Origin of the sequence: Tardiphaga alba (assembly GCF_018279705.1) — a bacterium.
In the GTDB taxonomy this organism is placed as follows: domain Bacteria; phylum Pseudomonadota; class Alphaproteobacteria; order Rhizobiales; family Xanthobacteraceae; genus Tardiphaga; species Tardiphaga alba.
In genome coordinates, this window is the sequence record NZ_CP036498.1 from 1881508 (window position 1) to 1899927 (window position 18420).

At 61.3% G+C, this 18420-nt stretch carries 18 protein-coding genes and 1 pseudogene; 9 read left to right on the plus strand and 10 right to left on the minus strand.

Annotation, left to right across the window (positions count from 1 at the left end; translation table 11 throughout):
* The first annotated feature begins 207 nt into the window (after positions 1 to 207).
* On the plus strand, positions 208 to 1311 hold the full coding sequence (locus RPMA_RS08835) for a helix-turn-helix transcriptional regulator (RefSeq protein WP_211912450.1): 1104 nt from the start codon (positions 208 to 210) through the stop codon (positions 1309 to 1311).
* Positions 1312 to 1584: 273 nt separating this feature from the next.
* Here RPMA_RS08835 and RPMA_RS08840 read toward each other — a convergent pair whose 3' ends face one another.
* Positions 1585 to 1794 (minus strand): hypothetical protein, encoded by a 210-nt coding sequence (locus RPMA_RS08840; protein ID WP_211912451.1) that lies wholly within the window; start codon positions 1792 to 1794, stop codon positions 1585 to 1587.
* Between the two features lie 113 nt (positions 1795 to 1907).
* On the opposite strand from RPMA_RS08840, the gene RPMA_RS08845 reads away from it, so the two are divergent.
* Entirely contained in the window at positions 1908 to 2270 is a 363-nt protein-coding gene (locus RPMA_RS08845; protein ID WP_211912452.1) for a hypothetical protein, read from the plus strand.
* 7 nt (positions 2271 to 2277) lie between these two features.
* Here RPMA_RS08845 and RPMA_RS08850 read toward each other — a convergent pair whose 3' ends face one another.
* From RPMA_RS08850 to RPMA_RS08860, 3 genes are all read right to left on the minus strand, one after another.
* On the minus strand, positions 2278 to 3495 hold the full coding sequence (locus RPMA_RS08850; RefSeq protein WP_211912453.1) for an ABC transporter substrate-binding protein: 1218 nt from the start codon (positions 3493 to 3495) through the stop codon (positions 2278 to 2280).
* A gap of 150 nt (positions 3496 to 3645) precedes the next feature.
* Positions 3646 to 4869 carry an ABC transporter substrate-binding protein gene (locus RPMA_RS08855; RefSeq protein ID WP_211912454.1) on the minus strand — a complete coding sequence of 408 codons (1224 nt, stop codon included), beginning with the start codon at positions 4867 to 4869 and terminating at the stop codon, positions 3646 to 3648.
* A 226-nt stretch (positions 4870 to 5095) separates the two neighbouring features.
* Positions 5096 to 5917 (minus strand): enoyl-CoA hydratase/isomerase family protein, encoded by an 822-nt coding sequence (locus tag RPMA_RS08860; protein ID WP_211912455.1) that lies wholly within the window; start codon positions 5915 to 5917, stop codon positions 5096 to 5098.
* A gap of 186 nt (positions 5918 to 6103) precedes the next feature.
* On the opposite strand from RPMA_RS08860, the gene RPMA_RS08865 reads away from it, so the two are divergent.
* On the plus strand, positions 6104 to 7039 hold the full coding sequence (locus tag RPMA_RS08865; RefSeq protein ID WP_211912456.1) for an SMP-30/gluconolactonase/LRE family protein: 936 nt from the start codon (positions 6104 to 6106) through the stop codon (positions 7037 to 7039).
* A 131-nt stretch (positions 7040 to 7170) separates the two neighbouring features.
* Complete coding sequence (locus RPMA_RS08870) at positions 7171 to 7764, plus strand: GNAT family N-acetyltransferase (protein ID WP_211912457.1); 594 nt, start codon at positions 7171 to 7173, stop codon at positions 7762 to 7764.
* A 96-nt stretch (positions 7765 to 7860) separates the two neighbouring features.
* Here the strand turns inward: RPMA_RS08870 and RPMA_RS08875 are convergent, their stop codons facing one another.
* Positions 7861 to 8418 carry a TetR/AcrR family transcriptional regulator gene (locus tag RPMA_RS08875; RefSeq protein ID WP_211912458.1) on the minus strand — a complete coding sequence of 186 codons (558 nt, stop codon included), beginning with the start codon at positions 8416 to 8418 and terminating at the stop codon, positions 7861 to 7863.
* Between the two features lie 198 nt (positions 8419 to 8616).
* On the opposite strand from RPMA_RS08875, the gene RPMA_RS08880 reads away from it, so the two are divergent.
* Positions 8617 to 9756, plus strand: coding sequence for an MFS transporter (locus tag RPMA_RS08880; RefSeq protein ID WP_211912459.1), 1140 nt, complete (start codon positions 8617 to 8619; stop codon positions 9754 to 9756).
* Positions 9757 to 9789: 33 nt separating this feature from the next.
* Here the strand turns inward: RPMA_RS08880 and RPMA_RS08885 are convergent, their stop codons facing one another.
* The 4 genes from RPMA_RS08885 to RPMA_RS08900 all read right to left on the minus strand — a co-directional run bounded on the left by RPMA_RS08885 (position 9790) and on the right by RPMA_RS08900 (position 13025).
* Positions 9790 to 10632 (minus strand): AAA family ATPase, encoded by an 843-nt coding sequence (locus RPMA_RS08885; protein ID WP_211912460.1) that lies wholly within the window; start codon positions 10630 to 10632, stop codon positions 9790 to 9792.
* An 83-nt stretch (positions 10633 to 10715) separates the two neighbouring features.
* Positions 10716 to 10958 (minus strand): GlsB/YeaQ/YmgE family stress response membrane protein, encoded by a 243-nt coding sequence (locus tag RPMA_RS08890; protein ID WP_211912461.1) that lies wholly within the window; start codon positions 10956 to 10958, stop codon positions 10716 to 10718.
* Positions 10959 to 11112: 154 nt separating this feature from the next.
* On the minus strand, positions 11113 to 12666 hold the full coding sequence (locus tag RPMA_RS08895) for a sensor domain-containing diguanylate cyclase (protein WP_211912462.1): 1554 nt from the start codon (positions 12664 to 12666) through the stop codon (positions 11113 to 11115).
* On the minus strand, positions 12567 to 13025 hold the full coding sequence (locus RPMA_RS08900; protein ID WP_211912463.1) for a PDC sensor domain-containing protein: 459 nt from the start codon (positions 13023 to 13025) through the stop codon (positions 12567 to 12569). Before RPMA_RS08900 ends, RPMA_RS08895 begins: the two co-directional genes overlap by 100 nt.
* 303 nt (positions 13026 to 13328) lie before the next feature.
* Here RPMA_RS08900 and RPMA_RS08905 point away from each other — a divergent pair, with 303 nt between their 5' ends.
* From RPMA_RS08905 to sseA, 3 genes are all read left to right on the plus strand, one after another.
* Positions 13329 to 14510 carry a vWA domain-containing protein gene (locus RPMA_RS08905; protein WP_211913580.1) on the plus strand — a complete coding sequence of 394 codons (1182 nt, stop codon included), beginning with the start codon at positions 13329 to 13331 and terminating at the stop codon, positions 14508 to 14510.
* Positions 14507 to 14917 (plus strand): rhodanese-like domain-containing protein, encoded by a 411-nt coding sequence (locus tag RPMA_RS08910; protein WP_211912464.1) that lies wholly within the window; start codon positions 14507 to 14509, stop codon positions 14915 to 14917. Before RPMA_RS08905 ends, RPMA_RS08910 begins: the two co-directional genes overlap by 4 nt.
* Positions 14918 to 15018: 101 nt before the next feature.
* Complete coding sequence (sseA, locus tag RPMA_RS08915; protein WP_211912465.1) at positions 15019 to 15873, plus strand: 3-mercaptopyruvate sulfurtransferase; 855 nt, start codon at positions 15019 to 15021, stop codon at positions 15871 to 15873.
* Positions 15874 to 15884: 11 nt separating this feature from the next.
* Here sseA and RPMA_RS08920 read toward each other — a convergent pair whose 3' ends face one another.
* On the minus strand, positions 15885 to 16682 hold the full coding sequence (locus RPMA_RS08920) for a hypothetical protein (protein WP_211912466.1): 798 nt from the start codon (positions 16680 to 16682) through the stop codon (positions 15885 to 15887).
* Between the two features lie 358 nt (positions 16683 to 17040).
* Between RPMA_RS08920 and RPMA_RS08930 the strand changes: the two are divergent.
* A pseudogene (locus RPMA_RS08930) lies at positions 17041 to 18362 on the plus strand (L,D-transpeptidase).
* Positions 18363 to 18420: the final 58 nt, after the last annotated feature.

The window sequence follows — 18420 nt, forward strand, 5'->3', positions numbered from 1 at the left end:
TCGCTTGGCGAACACGATGCCGCGGTATAGATAACCGCCATTCGTCCCGTGTGCCTGAGGGCCGGGTTGTAAGCGTTGCTTTTCGCGCATCCATTCATTTTGCCGCTGGCAGTTCCTTTATGGCGAGGGAATGTGCCGCGGTTTGCGGTGTTGCATCGATAGGCGAAGCCTCCATATCGTCTGTGATACTGCCCGTCGGAACCTATTGTGCTGAATTCACCCGTCGAATTTGAAACACTGGTCGATGAGATCTACGAGGCGAGTGTTGTCGCTGACCGCTGGCCGCGATTGCTGGATCGCTTGTCCGTAATTGCGGAAGGCGAAGGAGCGCTCATCTTCGCTGCTGCTCCCGGCGCGCCGCGCTGGCTCGCCTCTACCAGCATTCATGACCGGATCGAGCGCTGGACGCGCGGGCCTTTTGCCCAGCGCAATCCGCGTAGCGAGCGATTGGTCCCGAACACCGAAGCACGGTTCCTTACCGACCTCGATCGTTTCACGATCGAGGAGCTCGATAACGAGCCGTTTTATGAGGAGGTGCTTCGCAAAGGCGGACTTGGCTGGTGCGTCGGCACCACGATCCGGTCGCCAGCGGGCGATACGCTGGTGATCTCGGTCGAGAAGGCGCATGCCAAAGGGCCGGTGCCGCGTGCGGTCGCCGAGCAGCTGGACGTGCTGCGTCCGCATCTGGCACGCGCTGCCGTTTTGTCGGGGCGCCTCGGCTTCGAGCGTGCGCGCACCGCCGTCAACACGCTCGAAATGATCGGGCTGCCGGCGGCGGCCGTGCGGCACAACGGCAAGGCCGTCGCGGCGAATGCGGGCTTCCTGGCGCTGGCGCCGGCGGTCCATGTCGGCGCTCAGGATCAGGTGCAGTTTTCATCGCAGGCCGCGCAAACCATTTTTCAGGATGCGCTGACCAAACCCGCGACGCTGACCAAGACCGGGCGTTCGATCCCCGTTGCAGGGAGCGACGCCAATGCGCCCTTCATCGCGCATGTGCTGCCGCTGCGCCTGTCCGGTCTCGATCTGTTTGCCGGCGCGGTGTCCATCGTGTTTCTCACGCCGGTCACCGAGCAGCGCAGCCCGGGGCCGGAGCTGCTGCAGGCTTTGTTCGACCTCACGCCGGCAGAAGCCCGCATCGCCAGTTTGGTTATCGATGGCAAGTCGGTGGATTCGATTTCAAAAATTCAGAGCGTCAGCCTGAATACGGTGCGTACGCAGCTCAAATCGGTGTTTGTGAAGACTGGTGTGGATCGTCAGGTCGATCTCGTCCGGTTGCTCGGACAGCGCCCGGGACGATCAAGCTTTTCGTGATCGCGCAAAGAAAAAGGCCGGCACAAAGGCCGGCCTGATCCTCAATATCCCCACTGAAAAGTCTTGCAGTCGTCAATACATGGTCCGCCGAAGCGGTAATTTGGAACCGCCAAACTGCAAAACGCAGTCGCAAACCAGTCCCCCGGTACCGACGTAATCTATCTCGCAAGGCGCAGCGTCACCAATTTGGGTGAAATCTGCCGAATAAGTTGACTGAGCGTCTCAATTGCGCGGCGGGCCGGAACTATTCCGCCGCGGGGTGTCATAGAGCCGTCATTCCACGGATATCCGCCGCCATCCGACAACCCGGGCTTCAACACGGTCGCCTGTCTCCGCATTCTCCCATTGGCCATCGACATAGATGCAGGCGAATGGAAGCTGATAGGTGCCGCTGTGATCCTCGCACAGAACCTGCACGGCAAGCCCGGGAGCCGGCACGCCTTCGCCATCAAATTCCGCCAGTCGCCTTTCGCGCGTCGCCATTGAAACTCCGGATCGGGAACGGGCAATGCTCTGCGCCGTTCCTGTCGCTACTGGTTGACAGCACCGCATGACATCGCTTGGTTGACCTGTGATCTGCGGCGAAAGGACATGCAATGCGTGGTTGGACATTTCTTGCGGTGACTCTGGCGGCTATTTCGGGCGCCGCCAAGGCAGTGGCGCAGGATGTGCCCGGCATTGAAATCTGCACGGTCGAGAAGACCATGGAGCGTCGCACCAGTTGCCTGCAGAGCAATGTGAATTTCCTGCAGCAGACCGTCGGCAAGCTCAGGTTGGAGCAGCAAGCCAGACTGGACGCTGCCAACCGTCAGGTCGAAGCCTTGAAAGCCACAGTGGCGAGTCTGCAAAAGACCGTCGAGGAATTGCAGGCAGCACAGAAGAAGACTGTGCCACCGGCCAAGGACACGCCCACTCCAGCGAAGGATGCGCCGGCGCCGGCCAAGGAAAGCGCCAAATAGCGCTTGCTTACTCGCTGCTCAGCACCGGTCCAAATAACTCCCAGCGTTCGCCCTTAAAGCGCATCATCTGCAGTTGCTGAAGCGGGCTGTAGTCGGTGGCGCTGGTTTTCACGCGGGTGCCCGGCAAGAAGATGCCGACCTCGTAATCGAGGCTGGTGGCCTGCTTCATGACGTTGTCGCGGGTGAGGTTGTCGCCACATTGCTGCAGGATGTGGACCAGTGTGCGTGCGATCCCGAATCCATACAGCGTATAGATGTCGTTCTTGTCTCCGTCCGGATAGTATTTGTCCATGAAAGCGATCCACTCCTTGATGGTCGGATCGTCCTTCCATTGCGGGTCTGTCGGATCTTTCATATAGGCTGCGCTGATCACGCCCTGTGCATTGTCGAATCCTGCCGGCTTGATTACCGAGCCGACGGATTGTGAGACATTGACCAGCATCTGCACCGGCTTCCAATTCAGCTCGGCGACTTTCTTGATGGCCTGGGCTGCGAATTTCGGTGACGCGATATTGAGGAAGATGTCGGGATTGGCCGTCCTGATCTGGACGATCTGCGAATCCACCGTGGGCGAACTGGTCTCGAAGCTCGCCTGGGTTACGATCATTTTGTCAGCCTTGTCGCCGAGGCCTTCGCGCACACCGCTGAAATAGTCTTTCCCCATATCGTCGTTCTGGAAGAGCACGCCGATCTTGGCATCGGGATGGTTCTTCAAGATCCATGTCGCCCAGATACGCCCTTCATTGTGGTAGCTGGGCGACCAGCCCATGGTCCACGGGAAGTGCTTCGGGTCAGCCCATTTCGATGCGCCCGACGACACGAAGAGGTGCGGGACCTTCTTCATGTTCATGTATTTCTGGATCGCTGAATTGGTCGCCGTACCGAGCGGATTGAAGATCAGCAGGGCTTCATCGCTTTCGACGAGCTTCCTTGCTTGCTCGACGGTCTTGGGCGGAGAGTAGGCATCGTCATAACTGATGAAGTTGATCTTGCGTCCGTTGACGCCGCCTTGGTCATTGACCATGCGGAAATAGGCGGCTTCCGATTTTCCGATCGAGGCATAGGACGACGCCGGTCCACTATACGGCATGATGTTGCCGATTTTGATCTCGGTATCGGACGCGCCGGGGTCGTATTTCTTCTGCGCGGATGCGGGCAGAATGCAGGCGCCAATCAAAAAAACGGCGAGCGCAAGGGTAGTCTTGCGGGGCAATGAAGCGAACATTGTTTCCTCTGACGTTTCTTGTTGCCCGCGGGCATTCGCTGACCACCGGCTAATTGCAAGTAATGCATGTCCACGCATGGGCGCATAGCGACGTCAGCGGAGAACCCCTCTCCAGAAATGGAGAGGGGCGTTTCGCATGGTGGAACAGGCTTACGAAGCTTTCTCGCCGGACATCAAAGGTCCGAACAATTCCCAGCTTTCGCCCTTGAACTTCATCATCTGCAGTTGTTCGAGCGGGCTAAAGTCCGTCGGGCTGGTCTTGATCTTGGTGCCCGGCAGATAGATGCCGATCTCCATGTTCAGATTGGCAGCCTGCTTCATGATATTCTCGCGGGTGAGATCATCGCCGCATTGCTTGAGCACCTGCACGATACCTTGCGAGACGCCGTAACCGAACACGGTGGCGCCGTCGTCCTTGTCGCCTTCGGGATAATACTTGTCCATGAAGGCGCTCCATTCCTTCATGCCGGCGTCGTCCTTCCATGTCGGGTCCTTGGGATCCTTCATATAGGCGGCGCTCAGTACATCCTGCGAATTGGCGTAGCCGGCCGGCTTCATCACGCTGCCGACCGATGCCGAGACGTTGGTGACGATATGGACCGGCTTCCAGCCCATCTCGCCGACCTTCTTGATCGCCTGTGCCGCAAATTTCGGCGTGGCGATGTTGATGAAGATGTCGGGATTGGCCGCCTTGATCTGGACGATCTGCGAGTCCACTGTCGGTGATGCCGTTTCATAGGGCACTTCGGTGACGATGTAGTCCTTCAACTTGTCGCCGAAGCCTTCATGCAGGCCGACGATATAGTCCTTGCCGAAATCGTCATTGGCATAGAGCACGCCGACTTTTTTGCCAGGATGGTTCTTCATGATGTATTGCGCATAGATCCGTGCTTCGGCCTGGTAGCTGGGCTGCCATCCCATGGTCCATGGAAAATTCTTCGGATCAGCCCATTTTGCAGCGCCTGTGGACACGAACAGCTGCGGCACCTTCTTCGTGTTCATGTATTTCTGAATCGCCGTGTTTCCCGGCGTGCCCAGCGGGTTCAGGATGAACAGCACTTCGTCATTCTCGACCAGTTTGCGCGCCTGCTCGACGGTCTTCGGCGGCGAGTAGCCGTCGTCATAGCTGATGAAGGTGATCTTGCGGCCGTTGATACCGCCTTTCTCGTTGATCATCTTGAAATAGGCGGCCTCGGTCTTGCCGATGGTGGCGTAGGACGAAGCCGGCCCGCTATAGGGCATGATGTTGCCGATCTTGATCTCGGTATCGCTGGCGCCGGTGTCGTATTTCTTCTGAGCGTGGCTTGCAGTGGCAGGTAGCGCGAGAGCGAAGCTGGCGAGCGTGATGGCTCGCAGGACATTCCAGTCATGCATGACGATGGTCCTCCCTGTGGTTCGATCAACCGCACCGCCTGTCTGCGCAGGCTTGCATGATGCGGCTCGAATGGCGGGAGTATGCACCAAGCCTAACACTTGGAAAGCGAGATGCGCCGGCAATCGTCGCCGCGGCGCACAAGCGCCGCGGTATCGCGCTGCACAGGCGCTGGAGTTAGAGCATGATCTTATCCGAAAACTGGCGTCCACTTTTCGGGATCATGCTCTAGCGCCCCTTGAAATCGGCAGGACGCTTTTCGAGGAACGAAGCCATGCCCTCCCGAAAATCGTCGGTGCGAAACAGCGGCAGCAATTGCAGGAAGACGTGATGGACGTGTTCGCCGAAGTTCTCCGAGAGGCCGGCGCGCATCATGCGCTTGGCGGCCTGCACGGCAAGCGGCGCATTGGCGGCGATCTCGGTGGCGACGGCCCGACCGCGCGCCTGCAATTCTGCATCAGCGACAACTTCGTTGGTCAGGCCCATGTCGAGGCTCTCGCGTGCCGACAGCGTGCGACCAGTGAAGATCAGCTCGGCTGCTTTGGCCCAGCCGATCATGCGCGGCAGAAACCAGGTGCCGCCGGATTCCGGCACCACGCCGCGCTTGACGAAAGCGGCAGCGAATTTGGCGCTTTCCGCCATGATGCGGATGTCGCAATTGAGCGCGATGTCCATGCCATAGCCGGCCGCAGCGCCATTGAGCAGGCAGATGGTCGGCTTCTCCATGTTGAACATCACGATGGGCTGCGCGGACTTCATGTCGAGGGTGGTGCGCGAGCTGTTGGCGTCATTGGCCGAGCCGATGCCTTTGCCCTGGGTGGCGCTGACCATGTCGAGCCCGGCGCAGAACATCCGGCCGGCGGCGGTCAGGACGACAACACGCACGTCGGGATCGGCGTCGGCTTTGAGGAAAAGCGCGCTCAGCTGTGCCAGCATCTCGCGCGAAATCGTGTTCATCCGCTCGGGGCGATTGAGCGTGATCGTCGCGATATTGTCGGCGACGGAATAAAGCACTTCATCGGATGTGGATGATGCGACGGGCTCAGACATCTGCTTCCTCTTGGCGTTTCTTGTGGCGTTCTGTTTTTGTGACCGTAGCTAAGGCGGAATGGCGCCGGCGTGCAAGTGGCCATGCATTTGCGCGCCTTGGCAGGCTGAGACCGGTTTGATCTACTTCCTTCGTTCGCGCGCCGACATCGATCGGCGATCCAAGAAAAAGCCGAGGGAGGCCTGTCCATGTCCAGCCCAAATATCCGCGTTCTCGCCACCGATCTCGCATTCCCCGAAGGCCCCGTGGTGATGCCGGATGGCTCCGTGGTGCTGGTGGAAATCCGCGCGCAGCAACTGACGCGGGTCTATCCCGATGGCCGCAAGGAAGTCGTGGCCAAGATTCCGGGCGGCCCGAATGGCGCAGCGCTCGGGCCGGACGGCAAGATGTACATCACCAATAATGGCGGCTTCAGCTGGGTGCCGTCGCGCGGCACCTTGATGCCCCATGCGCCGGAGCCGCATGAATATATCGGCGGCGCGATCCAGCGCGTCGATCTCACCTCGGGCAAGGTCGAGACGCTGTTCACCAAATGCGGCGAGCACAATCTCAAGGGCCCCAACGATCTCGTCTTCGACAAGCAGGGCGGGCTGTGGTTCAGCGAACTCGGCAAGCGCCGCGCGCGCGACATGGATGTGGGCGGGGCCTATTATATCAAGCCGGGCATGAGCGAGATCACCGAACAGGTGATCGGCGTGCTGCCGGCCAACGGCATCGGTCTCTCGCCGGACGAGAAGACCATGTATATCGCCGAGACGCCGACCGGCCGGTTGTGGGCCTATAATGTCGGCTCGCCCGGCGAAGTGGTTGCGGCTGATACGATCTATCGCGGTGAACGCGGGCGGCCGATCTGCGGCCTCGGCGGCTATCAGATGTTCGACTCGCTGGCGGTGGAAGCGTCCGGCAATGTCTGCGTCGCCACGCTTGTGAGCGGCTGCATTTCCGTGATTGCGCCGGACGGCAAATTGGTCGAACAAGTCGAGACGGGCGATCGCGTGACGACGAATATCGCGTTTGGCGGACCGGAGCTGAAGACGGCCTACATCACGCTGTCGGGCAAGGGCGAGCTGATCGCGATGGACTGGCCGCGCGGTGGCCTGCCGCTGAATTTCTTGAATAAGTAGTCGTCATTGCGAGGAGCGATAGTGACGAAGCAATCCAGGGGCCGTGCGAAGAAAACTGGATTGCTTCGCCCAGGCAAAATTGGCAAAAGCCAATTTTGCCTGGGCTCGCAATGACGAAAGAGAGATACAAGATGCCGTGGCTTGAACCTGTCACCCTTAGCGGACCTCACGCCCGGCTCGAGCCTCTCGCCAAATCCCACTGCGACGGCTTGATCGCGGCCGCGCAGGACGGCGATCTCTCAAAGATCTGGTACACCGCGATCCCGGCGCCGGAAAAGATGGACGCCGAGATCGACCGGCGCCTGTCGCTGCAGGCGGCGGGCGCGATGCTGCCCTGGACGGTGAAGGATGCCACCGGCAAGATCGCCGGCATGACGACCTACATGAATGTCGATGCCGCCAATCGCCGGGTCGAGATCGGTTCGACCTGGTACGGCAAATGGGTCCAGCGCACCGCGCTCAATACGCAATGCAAGCTGATGCTGCTGGAGCACGCCTTCGAGAAGCTCGATTGTATCGCGGTGGAATTCCGCACGCATTTCTTCAACCACCAGTCCCGCCGCGCCATTGAGCGTCTCGGCGCCAAGCAGGACGGCATCATGCGCAATCACCAGATCGCGCCGAACGGCACGCTGCGTGATACGGTGGTGTATAGTATTCTCCCCGGCGAATGGCCGACGGTGAAGGCGCATCTGACTTATCAGTTGGATGAGAAGGCGCGGTGATCGCGTAGCCCGGATGGAGCGAAGCGCAATCCGGGGACCGGCGATGTGCTGAGGCTCTGATTCCTGGATTGCGCTTCGCTTCATCCAGCTACGGACTCACTTCTTCGGATAAATCCGGTCGATCAGTTTCCCGCAATAGTCCGGCGTTGGCGGCTCCTGGCTGATCAGGATGCGATAGACGATGGGCGCAACGATGTGATCGATGACTTCTTCGATATCGAACGGCGTCTCGCCGCGCGCCTTGGCCCGCTCGGTGAGGGTCGTGAGATGGTCGTTGGTGAAGCTGCAGCAGACACAGGCCTGTCCGTCCGCCGCGTCCAGCGTCCCGTCCCGCAGCAGCGCGCGGCCGACCGGCGATGACATTTCCTCGGCATATTGCTCGATGAAGGCCCGCAGGTCGGTCTCAACGGCGCCGGTGTCGTCGGGCTCCCCGATCGGCCGCAACCGCGCCACGGCAACGTCGGCCAGCAGCGATTGCAGGTCACCCCAGCGGCGGTAGATGGTGGAGGGCGTGACGCCGGCCTCGGCAGCAATTTGCGGCACCGTGATCTGGTTTCGGGTGGAAAGGCCGCCCAGTTTGCGCACAGCATCATGCACGGCGCCCTGAATGCGCGCGCTTCGACCGCCCGTCCTGGTTCGTTCTTTCGCCGCCACGTCGTCTCCCGAAGACAAGCCATGCTAAAATGCCGCCATCTCTTAACGCAAAAGATTTGCATTAAGCGGTGAGGCGTCCTAGCTTCACTAAAGCAAATAATTAGCCTTTAGGAGGCCGCCATGCAAGGAAGCTCCGGGGAGACCTGCGTCTCTGCATCATCAGGCGCGGCGACCGCAAAGCGTGCCCCGCTTTGGGTCATGACGGCTTATAGCTTTGTAGCCGCCGGCACGGTGGTCGGCAGCAGCAGCGCGGCGACGCCGCTTTATCGGCTTTATCAGGAGAGCATGCATCTCACGCCGCTGATGATCACGCTGGTCTTCGCGGTCTATGCGATCAGTCTGCTTGCGGCGCTCCTCACGGTTGGGGGACTATCGGACTATGTCGGTCGGCGTCCGGTCATTCTGGGCGGCCTGATCGTCAATGCCGTGGCCATGATGTTGTTCTCCTATGCCACCGATGTCGGCGACCTCATCCTTGCCCGCGCCGTTCAGGGGCTCTGTGTCGGTGCCTCGACGACGACGCTCGGTGCTGCCATTCTCGACAGCGACCGTATACGTGGACCGCTGCTCAACAGCGTCAGCGCCTTCATCGGCCTGATGGTCGGCGCGCTCGGCGCCGGGCTGCTGGTGACCTTCGCGCCTGATCCGTTTCATCTCGTCTATGAAGTGTTGTTCGCGATCACCGCTGTGCTGATCGTGCTGTTGTGGTTCATGCCCGAAACGGTGTCACGCAAGTCGGGTGCTCTCGCATCGCTCCGGCCGAATATGCGGGTGCCCGCGCAGTCGCGCGCGGCGCTGTTGATGGTGGCGCCGGCGACGATTGCGAGCTGGGCGCTTGGCGGTTTCTATCTGTCGCTGATGCCGACCATCGTTGCTGTCACCATGGGAGTCAGTGCACCATGGGTTGGCGGTGTCGTCGTCGCGGTGTTGATGCTGTCGGGCGCGTTGTCGGTAGGGGCGTTGCGCCATCTGCCGGCACGCCGGTTGCTGCTGATCGGAACTGTCACTTTGTCCATCGGCGTAGCGGTCACGCTGCTCGGCATCCAGCAGCACAGCACCATGGCACTCTTCCTCGGAACGGCCATTTCCGGAATCGGCTTCGGATCGTCCTTCGCAGGCGTGCTCAGCACATTGCTGCCGACCGCCGAAGCGCATCAGCGCGCGGGCCTGCTGGCGACGTTCTATGTGATCTCGTATCTAGCCTTCAGCCTGCCAGCGCTGGCGGCCGGCGTCTCGGTGCCGTTCGTCGGGCTGGCCGTCGTCGCTTATGTTTATGGCGCCGTCGTCATCGTGCTCGCGATCGTGTCGTTGATCGCCTCACTGCGGAGTTCAGAATAGAAAAGGGCGGCAAAATGGCCGCCCTCCGGTATCTCAGACTTCGCGGCGGTTCAGGAAGGCTAGCCGCTCGAACAGGTGCACGTCCTGCTCGTTCTTGAGCAGCGCGCCATGCAGCGGCGGGATCAGCTTGCGCGGATCGCGTTCGCGCAGCTGCTCCGGCGACATGTCCTCATTGACCAGCAGCTTCAGCCAGTCGAGCAGTTCCGAGGTCGATGGCTTCTTCTTCAGGCCCGGCACGTCGCGCACCTCGAAGAAGATGCGCATGGCTTCGGCGACCAGGCGCTGCTTGATGCCCGGGAAATGGACTTCGACGATCGCGTTCATCGTCTCCATTTCGGGGAACTTGATGTAGTGGAAGAAGCAGCGGCGCAGGAAAGCGTCCGGCAATTCCTTCTCATTGTTTGACGTGATGATCACCACCGGGCGCTTGCTGGCCTTGATAGTCTCGCCGGTCTCGTAGACATGGAATTCCATACGGTCGAGTTCGAGCAGCAGATCGTTCGGGAACTCAATGTCGGCCTTGTCGATTTCGTCGATCAGCAGCACCGGACGCTCGGCATGGGTGAAAGCTTCCCACAATTTTCCGCGCTTGATGTAGTTGGCGATATCCGACACGCGGGGATCGCCGAGCTGGCTGTCGCGCAGGCGCGAGACCGCGTCGTATTCATACAGGCCCTGCTGCGCCTTGGTGGTGGACTTGATGTGCCAGGTCAGCAGCGGCGAGCCGAGCGCCTTGGCCACTTCCTCGGCCAGCACGGTCTTGCCGGTGCCGGGTTCGCCCTTCACCAGCAGCGGGCGCTCCAGCACGATGGCGGCATTGACGGCGACCTTGAGGTCATCGGTGGCGACGTAGTCTTTGGTACCGGTAAACTTCATCGAGAGATTGCCTTGTTCTTCTTGTGGCGCGGCAGCGCGCTTGAGCGATGGAGAGGGCGATGATCGCCGCGTGGAGAAAGGGGCTAGCGTCTGATCAGCGACAGGATGACCAGTACGATGACGGCGCCGATGGTGGCGTTGACGATGTCCCGGATGCCGCTGCTGCCGAGACTGATTCCGAGCCGGGGAAACAGCCAGCTCGCGACCAGGGCACCGATGATGCCGATCACGATATTGCCGATCAGGCCGAATCCGGCGCCGCGCACGATCAGTCCGGCAAGCCAGCCGGCGATGGCGCCAATCAGCAGTGCTGCGAGAATTCCCATCGGTCAATCCTTCATGGCGTCACTGCGAAATGACGCTGCGACAATGCATCTGGATGAAGTTTAATTGAATTATCGGGCAGGTCCAGCCGGCTCGGCATGCATAGCGATACATATGCCATGACGCGGAACATACCATTCCGGAGCGGTTGGCGCCTTACTGGCTGAACCCGGCGCTGAAATAGTCGCGCTCGAAGTCGGAATGCGTCATCACGCAATCGCGCCCGCGCCGCTTGGCCTCATAGAGCGCAATGTCGGCCTCGCCGAGCAGGACGGCCTCGTTCGGCGTTTGGGCATGCCGGTTGGCGACGCCGACGCTGATCGACAGATAGCCGCGTGGTGCGGCGGGATTGGAAATCTCCAGCGCGCGTACCCTCAAACGCACAGCATCGGCAACGCGTAGCGCGTCTGCTTCGGACACGTCCGGCAGGATGATGGCGAATTCCTCGCCACCATAGCGGGCAGACAAAGCGGACGTGTTGATCGTGGCGTCGGCCAGGACCGTGGCGACCCGCTTCAGGCAGTCGTCGCCGGCCTGGTGGCCCATATTGTCATTGTAGCCCTTGAAATGATCGATATCGATCAGCAGCACCGCAAGCTTGTCGTTCTGCGCAAAGCTGCGGGTCAGAAAGCTGTCGAGCGTGCGACGGTTGGCGAGACCTGTGAGGCCGTCGGTGGTCGCGAGTTCGGCGAGGCGCGCATTCAGTGCGGTGAGCTCGTCCTGCATCAGCTTGCGTTGGGTAACGTCGCGGAGCACGCCCACGATTTCGATCTTGTCGTCGGCATCTTCCGCCCGTTCGGCAAGCTTGAAATTGATCTCGACCCACGCGACCGATTCGTCGTCACGATAGGTTCTGAACACGACATTCTGAGTTGTGACCCTATCGATCAGGCGCGCGCTGGCGGCGCGGACGGCGGCGAGGTCGTCGGGATGCACGAGGTCGAGGCAGGACCGGCCGAGAAGCGCCTTCGGGTCCAATCCGAGGACGAATTCGACCGAATGCGAGACATAGAGGAAGTTGCCTGCGCGATCGAGCAGGATGACGACGTCAGCGATATTGTCGGCAAGCAGCCGATAGCGCGACTCGCGCTCACGCAGCGCATTCTCCATGTTCATCCGGAAGCGGAACTGGGTCGAGAGCAGGGCCGCCAGCAGAATGACGCTGCAGAGCAGGACCGCGGCGACGGCGATGTCCGATTGAAGATTGCCGCGCCAGTCGGCGAGCACCTTTTCTTCGGGCACGGCGACAGTGACGATCACCGGATAGTCCGCGCTTTGCTCGTAGCCGAAATACTTCGTCACCCCGTCGAATGGCGATGCGACCCGGTAGAATCCGTTACGTGCTTCCTTGATCTTGCTGCGAAAGAGCTGGGTGTCGGACAGGTCCTTGCCGACGTTCTGGGATGGCGAATGCGCCAGCACGATGCCGTCATTGCGCAGCAGGCTGATGCCGGATTGCTCGCCGAGGTCGAAGCTCTTGAAGAAGTTGTTGAAGTAGTCGCTGCCGATGGCGGCGACCAGCACGCCGTTGAAGCTACCATCCTGATTGCTGATCCGCCTGGAGAGCAGGATCGTCATCTGTCCCGTCAGGCGCGACTGCAGCGGCGTGTTCACGCGCAGCGACGGGTCATCGTGTTCGCGGTGATAGGTGAAGTAGGGACGATCATAGTTGTTGTGGCGGGATTGTCGGGAAGCGACGAGTAGCGCCATTCGCCAGTCGCATCGAGCACGCCGAATTCGCGGATTTGCGGCAATGATTTTGCGGTGTTGGCGAGAAACTGGTTGAAACGGTCGGCGCGCGGGTTCTGGTATTTGAGCAGGTCGACCATGCCACTCATGGCGACGTCCGCGGCTTGAAACGTATGCGATGCATGCTCCTGCAGCGAATGCGCGAGGTTGCGGATATCGACCTCGCTTTGCAGCAGCGCACTCCGTCGTGCATCGACAGCCTTCCAGAGCACAAGGCCAAGCACGCACGCGCTCATCGCCAGCACGAACACCGTGACGATGACGCCCGGTGCCGAGAGCCGGCTTGGATAGCTTGTGCTCGTGTTGGTCGGTGTGGCCATGCTTGCCGTGTCTGCGATGCGATCGGGCCATCAGCATGGTCCCGTCTTGCTTGCACGATAGCTAAGAACAGGCAGTCTAGGCGTGACACTCTCTCATGTGGTTACCGCGGCCGGAAGTGTTGAAACAAATACCTGCAATCTCGCAGATCATTGCTTCACCATGCCGTTTTGCGGAATTCCGCGGTGTGGCTTGACGAAATTGGCCAATTCGCCACGGCGCTGGCCAAGGTGCGGCAGGGTCATGTGGAAATATCTACCGCCAGCAGCCTTGACGGACGCCGGGGCTCGGGCAATCTGTCAATCATGTTCCTGCAATTTTTCACTTCGCTGCGCGATGCGCAGGTTCCGGTCACGCTGCGTGAGTATCTCACGCTGATGGAAGCGCTCGACGCCAATCTGGCGGATCAGTCGGTCGAGAATTTCTATTATCTCTCCCGCGCCGCTTTGGTGAAGGACGAGCGCAACCTCGACAAGTTCGACCGGGTGTTCGGCTCGACCTTCAAGGGCCTCGAGAATCTGCTCGACGCCATGGAGAAGGCGGAGATTCCGGAAGAGTGGCTGCGCAAGCTCGCCGAGAAATATCTCACCGACGAAGAGAAGAAGCAGATCGAGGCCATGGGCTGGGACAAGCTCATGGAGACGCTGAAGAAGCGCCTCGAAGAGCAGAAGGAGCGCCATCAGGGCGGCAGCAAGTGGATCGGCACCGCCGGCACCTCGCCCTTCGGCGCCCAGGGCTACAATCCCGAAGGCATCCGCATCGGCCAGGAAAAGAGCCGCAACCAGCGCGCCGTGAAGGTCTGGGACAAGCGCGAGTTCAAGGATCTCGACGGCAATGTCGAGCTCGGCATCCGCAACATCAAGGTGGCGCTGCGCCGGCTGCGCAAATTTGCGCGCACGGGATCGGCCGATGAACTCGATCTCGACACCACGATTCGCGAGACCGCCAATCACGGTTATCTCGACGTCCATATGCGGCCGGAGCGGCGCAATGCGGTGAAGGTGCTGGTTTTCTTCGATATCGGCGGCTCCATGGATTCGCATATCGAACAGGTTGAGGAGCTGTTCTCGGCCGCCAAGAGCGAGTTCAAGCACATGGAGTATTTCTACTTCCACAACTGTCTCTATGAAGGCGTGTGGAAGCAGAACAAGCGCCGCTTCACCGATCGCACGCCGACCTGGGACGTGCTGCATAAATACGCGCATGACTACAAGGTGGTGTTCGTCGGCGATGCCTCCATGTCACCCTATGAGATCATGGTGCCCGGCGGGTCCGTCGAGCATGTGAATGAAGAGGCCGGTTCAGTGTGGCTGGAGCGCGTGACGCAGACCTATCCGAACACGGTATGGCTTAACCCGGTGGCGCAGCGGCACTGGGATTACTCGGAATCGACGACGATCATTCGTCGTCTGTTGTCCGAGCGGATGTATCCGCTGACCATCGAAGGCCTGGAAGGAGCGATGAAGGAATTGGTGAGGAAAGCATGACCCAGACGATCACCCGCGGCTACAAGGCGCTGCTCGATGAAGCCAATGCGCAGATCGAGACCATGAGCGTCGAGGATGTCATCAAGGCGGCGCAAAGCCCCGATGTCGTCATCGTCGATATCCGCGATCCCCGCGAGATCGAACGCGAAGGCAAGATCCCGGGCTCGTTCTCCTGCACCCGCGGCATGCTGGAATTCTGGATCGATCCGGAGAGCCCCTATGGCAAGCCGATCTTCCAGGAAGACAAGAAATTCATCTTCCATTGCGCCTCAGGCTGGCGCTCGGCACTGGCGGCGAAGACCGCGGCCGATATGGGCCTGAAGCCGGTCGCGCATCTCGGCGGCGGATTTACGGCCTGGCGCAATGCCGGCGGCACGGTGGAGAAGGTCGAGCCGAAGGCGAAGTAACCGTCATTGCGAGGAGCGTAGCGACGAAGCAATCCAGTCTTTCTTCACCCGTTTTCTGGATTGCTTCGCTTCGCTCGCAATGACGTCAGAGAGGATATGCAATGACCACCACTGATCCGCTCGTCTCCACCGAATGGCTGGCCGCGCATCTCGGCGATCCCAAGGTCAAGGTCGTCGATGCATCCTTCAAGATGCCCGGCGTGCTGCCGCTGCCGATCGACGACTATCTCGCTGCGCATATTCCCGGCGCCGTGTTCTTCGATGTCGATGCGGTGTCGGATCATGGATCGGACTTGCCGCATATGTATCCGAGCGAAGAGCAGTTCGCGCGCGATATCGGCGGGCTCGGCATCTCGTCCGATGACACGGTCGTTCTCTATGACGCCGGTGGCTGGGTCGCCGCGCCGCGCGCGTGGTGGATGTTTCTGTCCTTCGGCCACACCAATGTCAGGATCCTCGACGGTGGTTTGAAGAAGTGGCGTGCCGAAGGTCGCCCTGTCGATGCCGGCAAGGTGACGCCGCAGCCGGGCAAGTTCAGCGCAAAATTTGATCCATCCTATGTGCGCAGCAAAGCGCAGCTCGTGGCCAATCTCGATAGTCGCACTGAACAGACCATCGATGCGCGTGCCGCCAATCGCTTCGAGGGAAGTGTCGCCGAGCCGCGGCCGGGCCTGCGCTCCGGCCACATCCCGGGTAGCCGCAACCTGCCTTACAACGAGCTGATCGATGCGGCGACCGGCACCATGAAGCCGCTCGACGCCTTGCGGGCGGCGTTCGACAAAGCCGGTCTCGATATCGCAAAGCCGGTGGTGACCACCTGCGGCTCCGGCGTGTCCGCCGCCGTGCTGACACTGGCGCTCTATCGCCTCGGCGTCCGCGGCTCCGCGCTCTATGACGGCTCGTGGTCGGAATGGGGCATGCAGAACGGCCCGCCGGTCGCGACCGGGGCCGCGTAACGGCGCAAGACTTAACGAAGCTGCGACAGCCCGAACGGATCATTGGGCTGCGCAGCGGCGGTGACAGGAGCTGCGCGCTGGGCGACCGGGCGGCGTTTCACGGCCGGCTTCTTCACCACCTTCTTCTGAACCGGCTTCGCCTTCGGCGTTTCTGCGGTCGGTCGTGCATTTGGCAGTGGCACCGGTTCGGTATCGATCGGCGGACCGCCGAGTACGGCGACCTTGCTGGATGACAGTTTGGCGTCTTCTGCCGTGAGCGTCGCGTTCGGCATGTCCATGATCGTCGCTGTCGATGGCAGCGAGATGCTGGCCGTCGTCTCCGGTTCGGACGCAGGCGGCGTTTGCGGTGCGACTTCGGCGGGCAGGGGTGTCTCGACCGGCGCAGCTGCAACGACAGCATCGGCCTCGCTCGGCCTCGCCACGGCGACTTCGACGGCTGCCGGCTTTTCCGGCTCTGCGGCCGGCGGCTGAGCTGCCGTCACCTCGGGCTCTGGCACGGGAGCCACTGCGGTTGCCACCCGCTCTGGTGCGGGCGTGGGTTCTTTGACCTCGGTCACCGGTACGGCGGTTTGTTCGGGCGCGGCTGGCGCGGTCACCTCCGGCAGGCGTGGCTCGACCCGCAGCATCGCCAGCGTGGGTGTCGGCTCCGGCTGACGGCTGAAGACCGTGGCCGGCGGCGGGCGCCGGTTCGGCAGGCTGGCAAATTCCTCATGGGCGCTGCGCAGCAGTGCGGCGGCACCCATGCCGAACACGACCAGGGAGACCGCGAGAATGACGGCGGCGCACAGGAAACGAATGCCGGGAAGCATGACAGCTGTTCCGCCTTCGGCAGGCTGCGAAGGCTCTCGAACCAGGGGAACGCGGTGGGCACACATCAGGAGGCCCGTGTCGCACCAGCGCGAATCAGGCCGTTCCGACAATACCGCAGCCGCCCGCGAACCGTTTGTTAAAAGATGCGCGGCAGAAACGACGGTGTTGTGCTGGGTAACGATGCCGCATGAAGTGCGGCAAGTTGGTCACTCTGGCGCAAGATCACGTGTTACAAGCGCGAATGTGACCAAAATGCGGGGCTTTTTCCCGGATTTGTCTTGAATGCGCCGTGATCCTGCGCGATCTCAATCGTCAATCTTTCAATCCGATATTGTGCTCGAATCTTCGACAAGGGCAATGATGATCAAGCGTTTTCTGACGACGTTCGCGACTGTGGCTCTCAGCAGCGCCGCCGGGCTTTCGCTCGCGGCTGCGCAGGGCTATCCGGCAGCTTCGAACAGCGGCTACTCGATCCCCGCCGAACCCGGCTATCAGCCAGGCGGCTATCCGGCCAATGCCCGTGGCAACGCCATGGATGCGATGCCTGATTTCGACTCGCTGGACGAGGATGACACCCCGTCGCGCAATGGCCGTCCGCAGGGTGGCCTGTCGGCGCCCGGCTATGCCACCAATCAGGGCCCGGTGATGTCGCCGGATGATCCGCGTTATGGCCGCCCGGCCCAGGCTCCGCGGACTGCCTACAATCCCGATCTTCCGCCACCGTCGCCGCTGGCTCCGCCGGCTGGCACCGGCGCCCCGCAATATTCCGATCGCGCGCCGCAGGGCCCGTGATGTCGCCCGATGATCCGCGCTACGGCCGCCCGATGGCGCAGCCGCCGGCGACCTATTCCTCTCAAGGCCCTGCCGAGGTCTATCGTGGTCCGGCCGACAATGGTATGCGTCCGCCGGAGGCCGTTGGTGGTCAGGGTGGCTATGCCAATCAGGGTTACGGCGCGCCGCAGGGCGCTCCGGTGACCGGTTCGGTTCAGCCGCAAGGTGGCCAGAACATGGGCGCCAATGGCCGCTCGGTGATGGTGGCGTCGCTGCCGCCGGAAGAGCAGCCCGACGCCGGCCCGGTCCAGTTGCCGCCAAACCTGCGCAAGCAGGAAGTGAACTTTGTGACCAAGGAGCCGGCAGGCACCATCATCGTCGATACGCCGAACTACCATCTGTATTACGTGCTCGGTAACAACCGCGCCATGCGTTACGGCGTGCGCGTGGGCCGCGACGGCTTCACATGGAATGGTGTGCAGAAGATCAGCCGCAAGGCCGAGTGGCCGGATTGGCATCCGCCGGCGGAAATGATCGAGCGCCAGCCTTATCTGCCGCGCTTCATGGCCGGCGGCGAAGGCAATCCGATGGGCGCCCGCGCCATGTATCTCGGCTCCACCGTGTACCGCATCCATGGCACCAACCAGCCATCCACCATCGGCAAGTCGGTGTCGTCGGGCTGCATCGGCATGCTGAATGACGACGTCGCCGATCTGTTCGAGCGCGCCAAGGTCGGCACCCGCGTCGTGGTATGGCCGGGCAAGGCCCCGGCGACCACCGCATCGGCTGCGCCGGTTCCGGGTCCGAGCGCTAACGCAGCCCCGATGCCCAGCGCCAATGTCGCGCCCCTGCCGGGAACGCAGCCGTCCTCGATCCAGCCGCTGCCGGCTCCGGTCACGGTGCGCTGATTTAGGTACGCATGTTCAAACAAAACGGGCGCAGTGTGAAAGCACTGCGCCCGTTTTG